Here is a 14,615-nt window from a genome sequence, read left to right as displayed (position 1 = left end):
GACCGACCGGAGGAACCCGTGGCACCACCCGAGACCCAGCTGTCTCCCGCACAGGAACGCCGGAGCAGACTCGTCGCGCTCGTCGAGGCGCAGGGCTTCTGCACCGTCGCCGAACTGGCCGACGCGTTCGGCGTCTCGGAGATGACCATCCGCCGCGACGCCCGCCAGCTCATGGGGGAGGGCCGGATGCGCAGCGTCCACGGCGGCGTGACGATGCTGCCCGCGGCGGCCATCGGCGGCACCGACTTCCACACCCGCACCGCGCGCAACGGTGACGCGAAGAAGGCCATCGCGCGCAAGGTGCTGGAGCTGCTGCCCGAGTCCGGCGCGGTCGCCTTCGACGCCGGCACCACCACGCACGAGGTCGCGCAGCTGCTGCGGCCGGGCTTGAACCTGCAGGTGGTGACGGCTTCGCTGCCGGTTATCAACACGTTGCAGGGGCGCGAAGGCTTCGACGTGATCAGCCTGGGCGGCACCCTGCACCAGGGCTCGCAGTCGTTCGCCGGGCCGATGACGGTGGCGGCGATCGGGGAGCTGCGGCTGCGGACGCTGCTGCTCGCGGCGTCGGGGCTCACCGGCGAGGGCGTGTACTGCGGCAACCACTTCGACGCCGTGTCCAAGCGCGCGCTCGTGGAGGTCGCCGACGAGGTGATCCTGCTCGCCGACTCGGACAAGTTCGAGACCTCGGCGATGGTGCGGGCGTGTTCGCTCAGCGACGTCGACGTGTTCGTGACCGACGATCGGTTGCCCGGGCGCTACCGCGATGCGTTGGGGGAAAACGGGGTCGAGGTGATCACGGTACCCGTGGAAAAGAACCACGCGATCGCTTAGTGGTGCTTGTCCGCCAGCTGATGGTGTTCTTCCGACATCACGTGTTTGTCCATAAAGGACCCAACGGCCTGGCGTCACCCGATCCGGTGGCTCTCGCGTGTCGAACGACGGGGGTAGGCCCCGGATCTCCCAGACTCACCCGGTGACGAACACCTCCCTCGAGGACGCCGGGCGCTGCCTCCTCTCGGTCGCCTGGAACATCCGCACCGGCGTCCCGCGGGCGGGGGCCCGCAAGGAGGAGATCCGCGCGCGGCTGCAGGAGGTCTGCCGCAGCCTGGGTCACGCGGCGTGCGCCCGCGCCGCCGGGGCCGGCCCCGCGCCGGACCACGTGCCCTTCCTGCGCCTCGCCGACCTCGCCTACGAGATCGACACCCTCCTGCTCCTCGTCGACACCGCCCTCGCCCCCGACCCGGACCGCGACCACCGCCGCTGGGCGGAGATCGAGGGTCTGGTCGCCGGCGTGGACGCCTTGGTGAACCTCACCGCCGAGGTGCTCGGGGGACAGCTGGCCGTCAGCCGTTGACCGTCGTTTGCCCGCTCGGCAGAGGTAGCCAACCCGCCCCATCCGGCGGTCAGGTGTCTGCGGCGTCTGCTGGCCGCGGCCAGGTCTCTGCGGCATCCGCAGCCGCGGTCACGTCTCTGCACCGCCACCAGCCGACGGCCGAGTCTCGGCACTTCCACGGGCGACGCTCGAGTCTCCGCTCGTCCACCCGCGACGCTCAGGCCTCCGCGCGTCGTCGCGCCTCAACGGTGGCCCCGGATCGCGGCAGGAACGGTACTCGGTAATTGCCTCATGAGTTCGCCGTTGTCCACAGGTCACTGCTGATCGCCGAAGTTGTCCACAGATTCCGCGCAGGCCACTTTTTGGTGCCTGGCAACGGTAGACTGGGATGGGGACGCCCCCCTCGGGAGGGCGGGGGCATGTCTGGTGGAGCTGGTTGCAGGGCGGGCGTGGTCTGTGTTGATCATGTGATTGTCGAAGTCCCATGATCGTGTGAGTGCCGTGCCCGCTGGGTCAGCGTGCCTGATCCCTGCCGTGTTTGATCGTCTGGGCGTGCTCATCGGTGTTGAGGGGGATTCGGGCGGGGTTGCTGGCCTGCGTGAGTTTCTGGATCGGGTCCCTGATCCGCGGCATCGGTGTGGTGTGCGACACCGGGTCGGGTCGGTCCTGGTGTTGGCCGCGGTGGCGGTGGCGGCCGGAGCACGGTCCTTCGCCGCGATCGGGGAGTGGGCCGCGGATGCCTTGCCGCAGGTGCTGGCGCTGCCGGGGAACCCGGTTCGATCCGCGGCGGGGCCGGTGTGCGGCACCGGGCGAGGCGACCGTGTGCCGGGTGGGCGGGCGGATCAACGGTGACGCTCTCGACGACGCGATCAGTCGCTGGCCGGCTGGGCAGGATCCCGCCGAACTCGGCCCTGGCACTGTGCCGCAAGCGATCGCGGTGGACGGGACGTCCCTGCGGGGCACGTTCGTCCCACTCGGTCCGCGACGTCACCTGCACCGGCGACGCCTCCCGCGTCCGCGCCGGCACCGCACCCCGCGTCATGGCCAGCCCGCGCAACCCCACCACCAGCGCCCTACGCCACACCAGCCGGACCAACATCCCCGCCGGACCACGCCACATGACCCGCAACCCCACCCCAGCCCCCACCCTGCCCGGAAAACCCACCCAAACAACACAAAGACTTTGCCGGAACCCTGCCTGGGAGGGCGCGGGCAACGGTTTTCGCGGGGCCGCGGGAATTTGTTCGCTGGCCTGGGATTTTCATGGGGGCGCTCGTCCGCTGAGTCTTCTGGTCGTGCCGTTGTTCGGCGGCTGTCGTGGCAATCCGCGCCGTGGAGGGGTGTGGCGGTGGAGAGAGGCTGTCCGGGTGGTGGCCGTGGGGTCAGTGGCGGATGCGGATGGCGGCGAGGACGGCGCTCAGGCTGGGCAGCCAGCGCTGGCGGGGGTCGGGAGCGGTGAGCCACTCGGCGGAGATGCCGGGCAGGCCGGGGCCGATGGGCAGCGGCACGAGGGCGCCGCAGTCGAGGAGGTCGGCGTCCGGGGGCAGGGTGGCGCGCGGGGGGACCAGGCCGTCGGTCTCGGCGAGGATGGCGACGCGCGGGCCGTGCGGCGTGGGGAGGACCAGGACGGGACCCTGGCAACCCGTGACGTCCAGGTGGCGGAGCACGGGACCGGCCGCGAGTTTGGGCAGGGTGACGGCGCAGAGGCCGTTCTCGAGGGCCAGGAAGAGCCGGTTGTCCTGCCGGCGCACCGACCAGCCGAAGAGCCGGCCGTAGTAGGCGTCGAAGCGATCGTGGGGGTGGTCGGCGAGCGCGACGGTGTCGGTCGGCGACAGGTGCTGGTCGAGTGTCATCGTCGACGCCTTCCGGTCTGGGGTGCGCGAGGTCTGACCGAGAGTCTAACGACACTCAGTGCCACTAGCAAGGGGGCCTGCTACCGTCTGCGGGCATGACGGAATCGCCGCGCCGCGTGCCGGCCACCCGGGTCGGGGCGACGCCCGCCGGCCGACGGCAGCTGCGCCGGGCGCTGTCCTCGGCGGCGGTGGACCTGTTCACGGCCAACGGCTACGAGACGACGACCGTCGACGAGATCGCCGCGGCCGCGGGCGTCGGGCGCCGCACGTTCTTCCGGTACTTCGACACGAAGGACGACGTCCTCTTCGCGAACCACGACGAAATCGTCACCGAGATGGAGCAGGCGTTCGAGAACGCCGACCCGGCGCGCGACCCCGTCGAGGTGGCCTGCGAGACGGTCAGTCTCGTGCTCGACTACTACGCCGCCGACCTGGACGTCTCGCTCAAGCGCTTCACCCTCACCCGCACCGTGCCTTCGTTGCGGGACAAGGAAGTCGCGACGGTCGATCGCTACCAGCGCGTGCTCGCCCGCTACCTGCAGGGCCGCTTCGCCGAGCGGGGCGACGTGATGGCGAGCCTGCGCGCGGCCGTCGCCGCCGCCGCGATCGCGGCGGCCAACAACCACGTGCTGCGGCGCTGGCTGCGCAGTGGCGGCAAGGACGACATCGCGGCGAGTGCCGCGCGGGCGTTCGCGCTGGTCGGGGAGGCTTTCCGGCCGGCGAAGGTGGACGGCGAGACCACGGTCGTCGCCGTGTTGAGCACCGCCACGCCGCTGCCCGACGTCATGGCCCGGCTCAGTGCCGCTTTCCCGGAGAGCGACACGTAAGTGCACTCAGTGCCATAGAGTGAACTCGCAGGTCAACGCCGGGCGGATGGGTCGATCTGCACGGGGTATCCGCCCCGCAGCACGGCGAGAGTCGACGGTGGGGTGATCACCTGAGCGGTCCCCTCGTGCGGGAGCCGGTGGCGGGTGCCGTAGCCGCTGGTGGTCCACTCGGTCAGCCCGCCGTCGACGACCAGCGCCGGAACGTCGTCGAGCAGCACGAACGTGCCGTCGGGCAGGTCGCGCCACGGCATCGCGTGCAGCCGGCGCCGGCGCCCGGCCAGGCGTTCGGTGTGCAACTGCCGGTTCATCGCCCGCGCCGACGGCGGCGGGACTTCGAGGAGGCGCGCCCAGGTGTCGCGATAGCGCACGTAGTCCTCCCGGCGGCATTCGCCGCACGGACGGTGTCCCGCCGCGAACGACACGGCCTCGTCGTGGAAGAACAGGTGCGTGTACCGCCGGGGCAGCCACTGCTCCCGCCACCGCCCGCGGAACTCCAGGCGGCACGTGAGCCACAGGTCGCTCGCGTGGGTGCGGACGATCTGCCGTCCCGAGTGGAGGATGCCGCGGTTGCCCGTCCAGGCGCCGCGCAGCGGGATCGCGACGATCTCGCCCCGCGGCGTCACGCGGTTCCGTGCCGGTGAGCTATCCACAGTGGACTCCTGGGTGGCGCCGGTGGACCGCGGGCCGCGCCTGGGAGACAATGGCCCCATGGTCCGCATCGCCCGTGTCTACGACCCCGCCGGCCCCGACGACGGCACCCGCGTGCTCGTCGACCGCGTCTGGCCGCGCGGCCTGGCCAAAGCGAAGGCTGCCCTGGACGACTGGTGCAAGGCGGTCGCGCCCTCCACCGAGCTGCGCAAGTGGTACGGCCACGACCCCGACCGGTTCGCCGAGTTCACCCGCCGCTACCACGCGGAGCTCTCCGAGCCCGGCCCCGCCGCCGACGCCCTCGCCGACCTCCGCGCGCTCGCCGCGAAGGGCCCGCTCACCCTGCTCACCGCGACGAAAGCCCTGGACATCAGCCAGGCGGCGGTGCTCGCCGAACTGCTGGACGACGAGGATCGCTGAACCTCTGTCGCGATCTGCGCAGGCGGTGGTGGATTGCGCTCGCCTTCGGTCGCCGCGGCGTCGGCGCGGTGGGCGTTCGGCGCCACTGCCGTGGTGTTCGCCGAACCGCTGAGCGGCACACAGCGCTGGGCGGATGTCGCAATCTGGACGCGCGGTGTCGGGCTGTGTTCGCATTCGGTTGCCGTGATGTCGGTTGGGTGGGCGTTTGGCACCGTGGGGAGGGTGCTCGCTGAACCGCTGCACGGCAACACGCGCTAAGCGGACGTCGTGACCTGAACTTGCGACGGTGATTTCCACTCGCGCTCGGGCGCTACGGGGTTGGTCGGGCGAGGGTTCGGCAGCGTCGCGCTGGCGGCGGCTGAGCTGTTCAGCGGTGGGAAGAGCTAAACAGATGTTGTGATCTGGACAGGCGGTGGTGGGTTGCGCTCGCGATCCGGTGCTGAGGGGCCGTCCGGATGTGTGATTGGCGCCGTCGGGGTGGTGGTTGTCGGACGGGTGGGCGGTCAGAAGCGCTGAGTGGATGGTGCGATCCGGACGCGTGAGGGTGAGTTGCGCACAAAGGCTGTTGCCCACCGGCGCGGCGAGTGGGTGTTCGGCAACGCAGGGGCGGTGCTCGACGAACGAGTGTTGTGGCATGGGCACCACCTCCCGGTCGGGTCGTCATGACGATCGTCACAGAAGGGGGTAGGGGGTGCTGGCAGGTTTGCGACACGAGAGAGGCCGCTGCCGGCGCCCGGGGCAGGGGCCGGCAGCGGCGGGGGTGAGGGTGACCTACGGGGCGAGGTTCAGCTGCGTGGCCTTGACCGCGTTGGCGACCTGCGTGCAGTCCGCCGTGGTGGTGCCGGCGACGGCGGTGCGGGCGTTGGTCGCACAGGCGGAGTTCAGGGCCACCCCGAGGTCGCGGAAGGTGGACGTCGGGCGGAGGAGGTTTTCGACCTTCCACCAGAGCGCGATGGCCTTGTCCTCGCCGATGCCGCGGACCGTCTGGCCGTTGAAGGTGGCGCCGTCAGTGATGAGGTAGTCGGTTTTGTCGACGACGCCGGCGTCGATGTGGGGGTCGCCGTTGGGGCCGACCCAGTACTGGCCGTTGACGCGGTCCGGGCTGGGGCCCTCGCCGGAGTTCGCGGGGTTCTTCATGTCCCGCACCTGCCCGATCGACGAACCCGCACCCATCAGCCAGCGGTTCGCGCCCTGCACGTTGGCGTCCCCCGCCTTGATGGCGATGAACTGGCCCAGCACGTCGGACATCCCCTCGTTCAGGGCGCCCGCATAACCGTTGCCCAGCTGCGACGTGTGCTGCGTGACGCCGTGGGTGAGCTCGTGGCCGGTGATGTCCATCGTGGTCACGCCCTCACCGAAGGCCATCTGCTCGCCTTCCCAGAAGGCGTTGGCCCACGGGCACTGCGTGTGCCGGCGACCGTCCGATTCGGTCTCGACCTCGCACATGCGCACGGTGCCGCGCAGCGCCTTGCCCTTGCCGTCGTGGTAGTCGGCGCCGATGTTGCTCGTCAGGTCGTACGAGGCGTACTTCGAGTAGAAGTCCTGCGCCTCGCCGAAGAAGTCGTAGACGCTGTTCACGTCCGCCGTCGAGACCGCGGCCTGACCCTCGCTGCGGGTCGCGCTGAACGCGGTGCCGATGCCGCAGCGCAGGTCCGCCAGCGTGGCCACGTCGAGGTCCACGACCTTGCGGTTCGCGTCGCACACCACGCGGTTGGTGGCGGCCTTCGTCTCGCCCCAGAGCTGCAGCACCTGGCCGCTGTCGGCGCCGACGACGACCGTCCACTTGTCGTCGGGGTCCACACCGGACACCGGCACGAAGTAGGTCGGCACGGCCGTGGCGCTCGCACCGTCGCCGCCGAGGCTCGCGTCGTACCAGTACGCCTTCTCGGCGCCCGTCTTCAGATCCGCGGCAGCCGCGCCTTCCTTGGCCGCAACCGCGCCGTACGCCGCTTTCGCCGCACGGTCCTGAGCGGACTTCGCGTCGGCCGGGAAGGCACCCCGCGTGTGCTGCGTGGTCTTGCCCAGCGCGGCCATCAGCGCGCCGCTGTTGTCGAGGTCCTGCACGATCTGCGCACCGTAGACCGGGACACCGGCGACGTTCTGCTGCAGCCGCGCGATGCTGCCTCCGGGGATGGACTGCACGCTGGTCAGCGCGAGGTCGCCGATCGAAACCCCGAACTGCTCGGCCAGGCCCGCGGTGTGCGACTGCGCCGCAGCGGCGGCGGTGCCGGCCAGCCCCCGGGCCGCGGCGAGCGGGGCCGCGGGCTGGACGGCGATGACGCGACCCTGCGAGTCGGTGCTCACCTGGCCGGTCTGCTGGGGTGCCGCGTTCGCGGCGCCACCGGCGGCCACGAGGATCGACGAAGCCGTCACTGCTGTCGCCAGCACGGCCAGCCGTTTCGAAGACATACGGTCTACCTTCCGCACAGAGGGCCAACCCGAGTGGCCCGTGCAGAAAGTTTCGGATTTCGCCCGGAAAGCGAGAAGCGCCGAAAGTAGGGACTGGAACCGGGTCCAGCCCTTGGGTGGAAACCGAATAAAACGGACATCGACCAACGGGAGTCGTTCTCCGCCAACGAATCCCGACGGCCGCGAACTCCCAGGATGTGGGAGCTCAATTCACAGCATCGCCGCGCGGTCGTGGAACTCGCGGCGCACCACGTCGATTCCCGGCACCGACCGCGACGGGTGCACGCGGTTGGTCAGCAGCACGTAATAACGCCCACGGCCCGGCTCGACCCAGAGGCTGGTGCCGGTGAACCCCGTGTGCCCGTACGCATCCGGCGCGAGGGCCGTGCCCACGGGCGAGCCCGGCACGTCGAGACCCTGCCACGCCAGACCGCGCCGCAGCTCGAGCGACGAGGTGTGGCACGCGATCATCGCCTGGTGTGAAGCGGGTTTCAGCAACCCCGGCGCACCGGCCGCGAGCACCTGCCCGAGCCGCTCGACGTCGCCGAGCGTCGCGAACAGCCCGGCGTGCCCGCAGATCCCGCCCAGCACCACGGCGTTCTCGTCGTGCACCTGTCCACACACGACCCGCCCGCGCCACGGGCAGTCCTCAGTGGCCACCGCGTTCGAGGCCGGTCCGAAGCTCGTCGACGTGAGCCCGGCGGGCCGGCACACGAGATCCGCCACCAGCTCGTCCAAGGGAACCCCGGCCGCCACCGACGCGATCAGTCCCAACAAGATGAACCCCTGCGACGAGTACTCCACCCGCGTTCCCGGCGCCGACCGCAACGGTCCCGTCCGGATCGCTTCGAGCAACGCGTCCCGCGTCGCGTGCTGCCGCCACAACGGCGTCCCGCCGGGCAGTCCCGACGTGTGCGTGAGCAGCTGCCGCACAGTGATCCCGGCCTTGTCGCCGCCCGCGTACGCCGGCAGGTAGCGGGGGAGCGGGTCGTCGAAGTCCAGCAACCCCCGCTCGGCCAGCGCCGCGACGACGAGCCCGGCGATCGGCTTCGTCACCGACGCGAGATCCCACCGGCTGTCCTCGGTGACGGCCGGGCCGCCGTGCCAGCGGGTGCCGAGCAAGCCCCGGTCGAGGACGCCGCCGGCGGTGCCCACCGACCACGCCGCGGCCGAGTAAACGCCGCTTTCCCGGCCCCGGGTGAGGATCCCCGCGAGTTCAGTCCTCATCGGACACCGAGTGCAGCGGCGTCGAAGCGTTGTCCAGCTTCGCCGAAATCCGGTTCGCCGCCTCGGCGACGAGTGGGCCGAGCTTTGCGAACGCGTCCGGCTGCAGCGTGAACGTCAGCCCCGCCACGCTCACCGCGCCGGCGACCGCCCCGTCGCCGGACACCACCGGAGCGGCCACGCATCGCACGTGGGCTTCGTGCTGTTCGTCGTCGACCACGTACCCCAGACTGTCCACAGTGGCCAGATCGGCCCGGATCGCCGCCGGGTCGGTCTGCGTCTTCGCGGTCCACGCCTTCAGTGGCGCGGCATCGAGCACCGCCGTCACCTCCGCGGCGGGCAATCGCGACAGGATCGCGCGCCCCACGCCCGTGCAGTACAGCGGCACCTCGCCGCCGGGGCGCGTGTTCAACCGGTACGCCTGCTCCGGCTCGACCTTCTCGACGTACACCGCCTGATCGGCGTGCCGCACGGCGAAGTGCGCGGTGAGCCCGGTCCGCTTCCGCAGGTCGACGAGCACCGGCCGCGCGGCGCGGGCGACGCGGCTGCCCGCCAGCGCCGCCGCCGACAACCCGAGCAACCGCGGGCCGACGTCGTACGCGCCGCCCGTCCCGACCGCGAACCCGGCGTCCGCGAACGTCTGCAGCATCCGGTGCGCGGTCGGTTTCGGCAGGTCACAGGCCTTCGCGACGTCGGCGAGCCGGTGCGGGCCGCCCGGGCGCGCGAGCGTCGCCAGCACTTCCAGCGCCTTCTCCACCGCGCCGCGGGGCTCGGGCCGGGCGCGAGCCGAGTCGTTGACAGCCTTGTTCACGAGGCCTACCTTAGCGCAATCCCGTTCCATGTGACGGAACGACATTTCACCAAGCGAAAGGAGCCGGCTCCCCGTGGCCCCACCGCGTCCCCGCCTGTCCCGCCGCGACGCCCTCCGGCTCGGCAGCCTCGCGTTGCCTGCACTCGCCTTGCCCGGCCTGCTCACCGCCTGCGGCAGCGCCGCGGGCACGACCGGCCCCGCCGGAAACGTCCTGCGCGTGGCCCAGACCGCGGATCCCAAGATCCTGGATCCGCAGAAACAGGGCGACCTGTTCTCGATGAACGTGCTGATCAACCTCTTCGACACGCTCACCACCCGCGGTCCGGACAACCAGCTGAAGCCGGGCCTGGCCCTGTCCTGGTCCTCACCCGAGCCGCTGACCTGGCGGTTCAAGCTCCGGCCCGGCGTGAAGTTCCACAACGGCGAGCCCTGCGATGCGAACGCGGTGGCGTTCAGCATCAACCGCCTGCTCGACCCCGCCACGAAATCGCCGATCGTCGAGCTGCGGTACGTGAAGCACGCCGTGGCCGTCGACCCGCTCACCGTCGACCTGCGCTGCAGCCAGCCCGACCCGATCATCCCGGCGAAGGTCTCGCTGTTCGGCGGCGTCGCCGTGCCGCCGGGTTACCTCAAGAAGGTCGGGTCGGCCGGCTTCGCGAAACACCCAGTGGGGACCGGGCCGTTCACGTTCGAGGAGTTCCAGCGCGACCACCAGCTGCGGATGCGCGCGAACCCCGCGTACTGGGGCGGGAAACCCGCCTTCGACGAGCTCGTGTTCCTGCCGATGCCCGACCCGTCGTCGGCGCTGGCGTCGCTGCAGAGCGACGAGGTCGACATCGTCGCGAACCTGACGCCCGACGCCGCGCTGCAGATCCAGGGTTACCCGGGCGTGGAGATCCGCCACTTCCCGGGCATCCGCACGTCGTACCTCTCGCTCGACACCACGCAGGGACCGCTGCGGGACGTGCGGGTGCGCCAAGCGCTCAACCACGCCGTCGACGTGCCGCTGCTGATCAAGGCGGTGCTCGACGGCAAGGCGCGCGAGGTGCCGACGATGTTCCCCCGCGAGTCGTTCGGCTTCGACCCGTCGATCACGCCGTACACGCGCGACGTCGGCGAAGCCAAGCGGCTGCTCGCCGCGGCGGGCTACCCGGACGGGTTCGACACCTCGATCACCGCGCAGACGGCCGACTCCAACGTCGCCGAGGCCATCTCCGGACTGCTCTCGAAGGCCGGCGTGCGGGCGCGCGTCGATCTCGTGGACACCGGCACGTACTCGAGCCGCCTGACGTCGAGCAACCGCGGCGCGCTCGGCCCGATCTACCTCGCCGCCAGCACCGGCTGGACGCTCGACGCCGAAAGCCTCGTGCAGTCCAACGTGCGCCACGACCGGCGCCAGAGCCGCTGGCACAACGCCGAAGCCGACCGGCTCGTGGACGCCGAAGAACTGTCCCTCGCACCCGCCGACCGGCAGCGGGCTTTCACGTCGCTGCAGCAACTTCTCAAGCAGGAGGCGCCGTTCGTGTTCCTCTACCAGATCGACAACACCTACGCGGTCAACACCCGTCCGACGTGGCAGCCCGGTGTCGTCGGCGTGCTCGCCATGGCTTCGGCGAAGGTGACCCCGTGACGGCGCCGGTCACCACCGCCACGCGGCCGCCCGCGCGAGCCGGCGCCGGCGTGCTGCGGGTGGTCGTGACGAAGGTGCTCACGGCGATCGTGGTCCTGTTTTTCGTGGCCACGGCGGCGTTCCTGCTCGTGCGGCTCTCGGGCGACCCGGTGAAGCTCATCCTGCCGCCCGACGCGACCGCGGCGCAGGAGGCGACGCTGCGGGCGAGCCTCGGGCTGGACCGCCCGCTCATCACGCAGTACCTCGACTACCTCGCCGGCCTGCCGCGGCTGCAGCTCGGGAACTCGCTCGTCTACGACCAGCCGGTGACCGACGTCCTGTTCTCCCGCGTCCCGGCGACGCTGGAGCTGGCCGGCGCCGCGCTGCTCGTGGCGCTCGTGCTGGCCGTGCCCGCGGGCACGTTCGCCGCGCTGCGCCGCGGCCGCGCCGGCGACTCCGGCGTGATGGCCGGTGTCCTGGTCGGACAGTCCACTCCGGCTTTCTGGGTCGGGATCCTGCTGATCCTGATCTTCGCGGTGCAGCTGAAGATCCTGCCCGCGTCGGGGTACGGCGGCATCGCGCACCTGATCCTGCCTGCCGTCACGCTCGCCGTGTACTCCGTAGCGGTGATCGCGCGGCTGCTGCGCTCATCGCTGATCGACGTGCTGGGTTCGGACTTCATCCGCACCGCCAAGGCGAAGGGGCTCGGCACCGGCGGCATCGTGCTCGGCCACGGCATGCGCAACGCCGCGCTGCCCGTGGTCACCGTCGTCGGCCTCGAGGTCGGCTCGCTGCTGGGCGGCGCGATCCTCACCGAGCAGGTCTTCTCGTGGCCGGGCCTCGGCCGGCTCACGGTCGAGGCGATCCAGAACCGCGACTTCCCGCTCGTGCAGGCCGCGGTGTTGTTCTTCGCGGCCACGTTCGTGGTCGTGAACCTGCTGGTGGACCTGTCCTACACGATCCTCGACCCCAGGGTGCGGGTGACCTCATGACTGCCATCACCACCGCTGCCACGAACACCGCCGCGGCTCCGGCCGCCCGGCCCAGTGCCGTGCGCGCCGTGCTGCGCAACCGGCTGGGCGCCGTCGCCGTGACCGTCCTCGTGCTGATGGTGCTGGTCGCGGTGTTCGCGCCGCTCATCGCGCCCTACGACCCGAGCGCGCAGGACCTGCTCGTGCGCCTGCACCCGCCGGCGTGGCAGACGGGCGGCGACGCGAGCCACCTGCTCGGCACGGACCAGCTCGGCCGCGACATCCTGTCGCGCCTGTGCTACGGCGCCCGGATTTCGTTGCTCGTCGGCGCGTGCGCGGCGTTGCTCGCGGGGATCGTCGGCGCGGTGATCGGGCTCGTCGCCGGGTTCCTCGGCGGCTGGTTCGACCGGATCCTCATGCGCCTGGCCGACATCCAGCTCGCGTTCCCGCCTATCCTGCTCGCGCTCGCGATCGTCGGGTTCCTCGGCTCCGGGCTGTGGTACGTGGTCCTCGTGCTCGGCTTCACCGGCTGGGTCTCCTACGCCCGGGTGATCCGCTCCGAAGTGCTTTCGTTGCGTACCAGGGAGTTCGTCACCGAGGCGCGGGCGATCGGGGTAACGGACCTCGCGATCATGCGCCGGCACCTGCTGCCGAACGTCATGGCGCCGCTCGCGACGATCGGCACGCTGCACGTGGCCGCGGCGATCGTGGCCGAGGCGTCGCTGAGCTACCTCGGCCTCGGGGTGCCCAAGCAGACCGTGACGTGGGGCGGCATGCTCAGCGACGGCCAGCTGTACCTCGGCACGTCGTGGTGGGTGGCCGTGTTCCCCGGCATCGCGCTGATGATCACCGCGCTGGCCGTCAACATCACCGGCGACGTCCTGCGCGACGTCGCGGACCCGAAGGCGTACCGCTCATGAGCCTCGTGGAGATCAGCGACCTGCGGGTCGAGTTCCGGCTGGACACGGGCACGGTCACGGCCGTCGACGGCGTCAGCTTCGCGGTGGACGAAGGGGAAACGCTGGCGGTGGTGGGGGAGTCGGGCAGCGGCAAGACGGCCACCGCGCTGTCGCTGCTGCGGCTCAACCCCGAGCCGCCGTGCGTCTACGCCGCCGGCGAGGTGCGGCTGGACGGCCGCGACGTCCTGCGACTGTCCGAAAAGGACCTGCGCAGGATCCGCGGCAACGACGTCGCCATGGTGTTCCAGGACCCGATGACGAGCCTCAACCCGGTGAAGCGCGTCGGCGCGCAGGTCGCCGAAGTCGTGCGCCGGCACCAGGGCGCCTCACGGTCGGAGGCGGCCCGGGCCGCGGTGTCCGCGCTGAGCGAGGCGGGCATCCCGGACGCCGAGGGCCGCGCGGCCCAGTACCCGCACCAGCTTTCGGGCGGGCTGCGCCAGCGCGTGATGATCGCGATGGCACTGGTCGGCCGGCCCCGGGTGCTGATCGCCGACGAGCCGACGACGGCGCTCGACGTGACCGTGCAGGCGCAGATCCTCGAACTGCTGGTGGACCTGCAACGCCGGCACGGCATGGCGGTCGTGCTCATCACCCACGACCTCGGGGTGGTGGCGGAGGTCGCCGACCGCGTCGTGGTGATGCGGTCCGGGCGCGTCGTCGAAACCGGCGACGTGCTGCCGGTTTTCGAGGCGCCGCAGGAGGAGTACACGCGCGAGCTGTTGCGCGCCACACCGAAGCTGGAGCGGGTATGACGAACCTGGCCGAGATCCGGGGCCTGCGCAAGGACTACGGTGCGCTGGCCGCCGTCGACCACGTCGACCTCGACGTGGTGACCGGCGAAACCCTCGCCGTGGTCGGCGAATCCGGCTCCGGCAAGACGACGCTGACCCGGCTGCTGCTGCGGCTCGAAGAACCCACCGCGGGCACCGTCCGCTTCGCCGGCGCCGACCTGGCGACGCTCTCGGGCGCCCGGCTGCGCGCGGTGCGCCGCGAGATGCAGGTGGTGCTGCAGGACCCGTACTCCAGCATGAACCCGCGCCTGCGCGTCACCGAGATCGTCGGCGAACCGCTCATCACGCACCAGGGCGACCTGCGAGGCCGCCGTGGCCGCACGCGGCTGCGGGCCCGCGTCGGCGAACTGCTGGATGCAGTCGGTCTCGCGCCGGAGCTGCAGGACCGCTACCCGCACGAGTTCTCCGGCGGACAGCGCCAGCGCATCTCGATCGCCCGCGCGCTGGCGCTCGAACCGCGCCTGGTCGTGCTGGACGAGCCGACGAGTGCACTCGACGTTTCGGTGCAGGCGCAGGTGCTCGACCTGCTCGGCGAACTGCAATCACGGCTGAAGCTGACGTACGTGTTCGTGTCGCACAACCTCGCGGTGGTGCAGCAGATCGCGGACCGCGTCGCCGTGATGCGCGCGGGTCGCATCGTGGAACTGGCGCCGGCGAAGCAGCTGTTCGCGGCGCCCGAGCACGACTACACGCGCACGCTGCTCGACGCCGTGCCGGACCCGGATCCACGGCGCGCGCGGCGAAGGGTGGCCTCGTGACT

General features: G+C 71.3%; 15 protein-coding genes. 10 read left to right on the top strand and 5 right to left on the bottom strand.

Translation table 11 applies throughout. From position 1 onward, the window contains the following. Nucleotides 1-18 precede the first annotated feature (18 nt). From ACIA77_RS47335 to ACIA77_RS47325, 3 genes are all read left to right on the top strand, one after another. Nucleotides 19-831, top strand: coding sequence for a DeoR/GlpR family DNA-binding transcription regulator (locus tag ACIA77_RS47335; protein ID WP_395892769.1), 813 nt, complete (start codon nt 19-21; stop codon nt 829-831). Nucleotides 832-973: 142 nt separating this feature from the next. Next, nucleotides 974-1,354, top strand: a complete 381-nt coding sequence (locus ACIA77_RS47330) for a hypothetical protein (RefSeq protein ID WP_395892768.1) — start codon at nt 974-976, stop codon at nt 1,352-1,354. A 471-nt stretch (nt 1,355-1,825) separates the two neighbouring features. Continuing rightward, nucleotides 1,826-2,185, top strand: a complete 360-nt coding sequence (locus tag ACIA77_RS47325; RefSeq protein WP_395892767.1) for a transposase family protein — start codon at nt 1,826-1,828, stop codon at nt 2,183-2,185. Nucleotides 2,186-2,715: 530 nt separating this feature from the next. On the opposite strand, the gene ACIA77_RS47320 is transcribed toward ACIA77_RS47325, so the two are convergent. Beyond that, complete coding sequence (locus ACIA77_RS47320) at nt 2,716-3,186, bottom strand: hypothetical protein (RefSeq protein WP_395892766.1); 471 nt, start codon at nt 3,184-3,186, stop codon at nt 2,716-2,718. Between the two features lie 95 nt (nt 3,187-3,281). Between ACIA77_RS47320 and ACIA77_RS47315 the strand changes: the two genes are divergently transcribed. After that, nucleotides 3,282-4,013, top strand: a complete 732-nt coding sequence (locus ACIA77_RS47315) for a TetR family transcriptional regulator (RefSeq protein ID WP_395892765.1) — start codon at nt 3,282-3,284, stop codon at nt 4,011-4,013. 32 nt (nt 4,014-4,045) lie between these two features. Here the strand turns inward: ACIA77_RS47315 and ACIA77_RS47310 are convergent, their stop codons facing one another. Further along, nucleotides 4,046-4,636 (bottom strand): hypothetical protein, encoded by a 591-nt coding sequence (locus ACIA77_RS47310; protein ID WP_395892764.1) that lies wholly within the window; start codon nt 4,634-4,636, stop codon nt 4,046-4,048. 85 nt (nt 4,637-4,721) lie between these two features. Here ACIA77_RS47310 and ACIA77_RS47305 point away from each other — a divergent pair, with 85 nt between their 5' ends. Beyond that, complete coding sequence (locus tag ACIA77_RS47305; RefSeq protein ID WP_395892763.1) at nt 4,722-5,081, top strand: DUF488 domain-containing protein; 360 nt, start codon at nt 4,722-4,724, stop codon at nt 5,079-5,081. A 771-nt stretch (nt 5,082-5,852) separates the two neighbouring features. On the opposite strand, the gene ACIA77_RS47300 is transcribed toward ACIA77_RS47305, so the two are convergent. The 3 genes from ACIA77_RS47300 to ACIA77_RS47290 form a co-directional block, all read right to left on the bottom strand. Next, complete coding sequence (locus ACIA77_RS47300; protein ID WP_395892762.1) at nt 5,853-7,490, bottom strand: M4 family metallopeptidase; 1,638 nt, start codon at nt 7,488-7,490, stop codon at nt 5,853-5,855. A gap of 210 nt (nt 7,491-7,700) precedes the next feature. Next, the gene (locus tag ACIA77_RS47295) at nt 7,701-8,717 is read right to left on the bottom strand and encodes a serine hydrolase domain-containing protein (RefSeq protein WP_395892761.1); all 1,017 of its coding nucleotides are present in this window, start codon (nt 8,715-8,717) and stop codon (nt 7,701-7,703) included. Then, nucleotides 8,707-9,525: an IclR family transcriptional regulator gene (locus ACIA77_RS47290; RefSeq protein ID WP_395892760.1), complete on the bottom strand. Its 819-nt coding sequence runs from the start codon at nt 9,523-9,525 to the stop codon at nt 8,707-8,709. Before ACIA77_RS47290 ends, ACIA77_RS47295 begins: the two co-directional genes overlap by 11 nt. A 73-nt stretch (nt 9,526-9,598) precedes the next feature. Here ACIA77_RS47290 and ACIA77_RS47285 point away from each other — a divergent pair, with 73 nt between their 5' ends. The 5 genes from ACIA77_RS47285 to ACIA77_RS47265 are packed head-to-tail and all read left to right on the top strand — an operon-like array spanning nt 9,599 to nt 14,613. Continuing rightward, the gene (locus tag ACIA77_RS47285) at nt 9,599-11,155 is read left to right on the top strand and encodes an ABC transporter substrate-binding protein (protein WP_395892759.1); all 1,557 of its coding nucleotides are present in this window, start codon (nt 9,599-9,601) and stop codon (nt 11,153-11,155) included. Continuing rightward, nucleotides 11,152-12,126, top strand: coding sequence for an ABC transporter permease (locus ACIA77_RS47280; RefSeq protein WP_395892758.1), 975 nt, complete (start codon nt 11,152-11,154; stop codon nt 12,124-12,126). The genes ACIA77_RS47285 and ACIA77_RS47280 overlap by 4 nt, the downstream gene beginning before the upstream one ends. After that, a complete protein-coding gene (locus ACIA77_RS47275; RefSeq protein ID WP_395892757.1) occupies nt 12,123-13,025 on the top strand; it encodes an ABC transporter permease in 903 nt (300 codons plus the stop codon). Before ACIA77_RS47280 ends, ACIA77_RS47275 begins: the two co-directional genes overlap by 4 nt. Beyond that, on the top strand, nt 13,022-13,816 hold the full coding sequence (locus tag ACIA77_RS47270) for an ATP-binding cassette domain-containing protein (protein ID WP_395892756.1): 795 nt from the start codon (nt 13,022-13,024) through the stop codon (nt 13,814-13,816). Before ACIA77_RS47275 ends, ACIA77_RS47270 begins: the two co-directional genes overlap by 4 nt. Then, a complete protein-coding gene (locus ACIA77_RS47265; RefSeq protein ID WP_395892755.1) occupies nt 13,813-14,613 on the top strand; it encodes an ATP-binding cassette domain-containing protein in 801 nt (266 codons plus the stop codon). Before ACIA77_RS47270 ends, ACIA77_RS47265 begins: the two co-directional genes overlap by 4 nt. Nucleotides 14,614-14,615 lie beyond the last annotated feature (2 nt).

The sequence above is a fragment of the Amycolatopsis sp. NPDC051903 genome, assembly GCF_044452505.1.
In the GTDB taxonomy this organism is placed as follows: Bacteria; Actinomycetota; Actinomycetes; order Mycobacteriales; family Pseudonocardiaceae; genus Amycolatopsis.
This window is presented reverse-complemented; position numbering and strand designations above follow the sequence as displayed.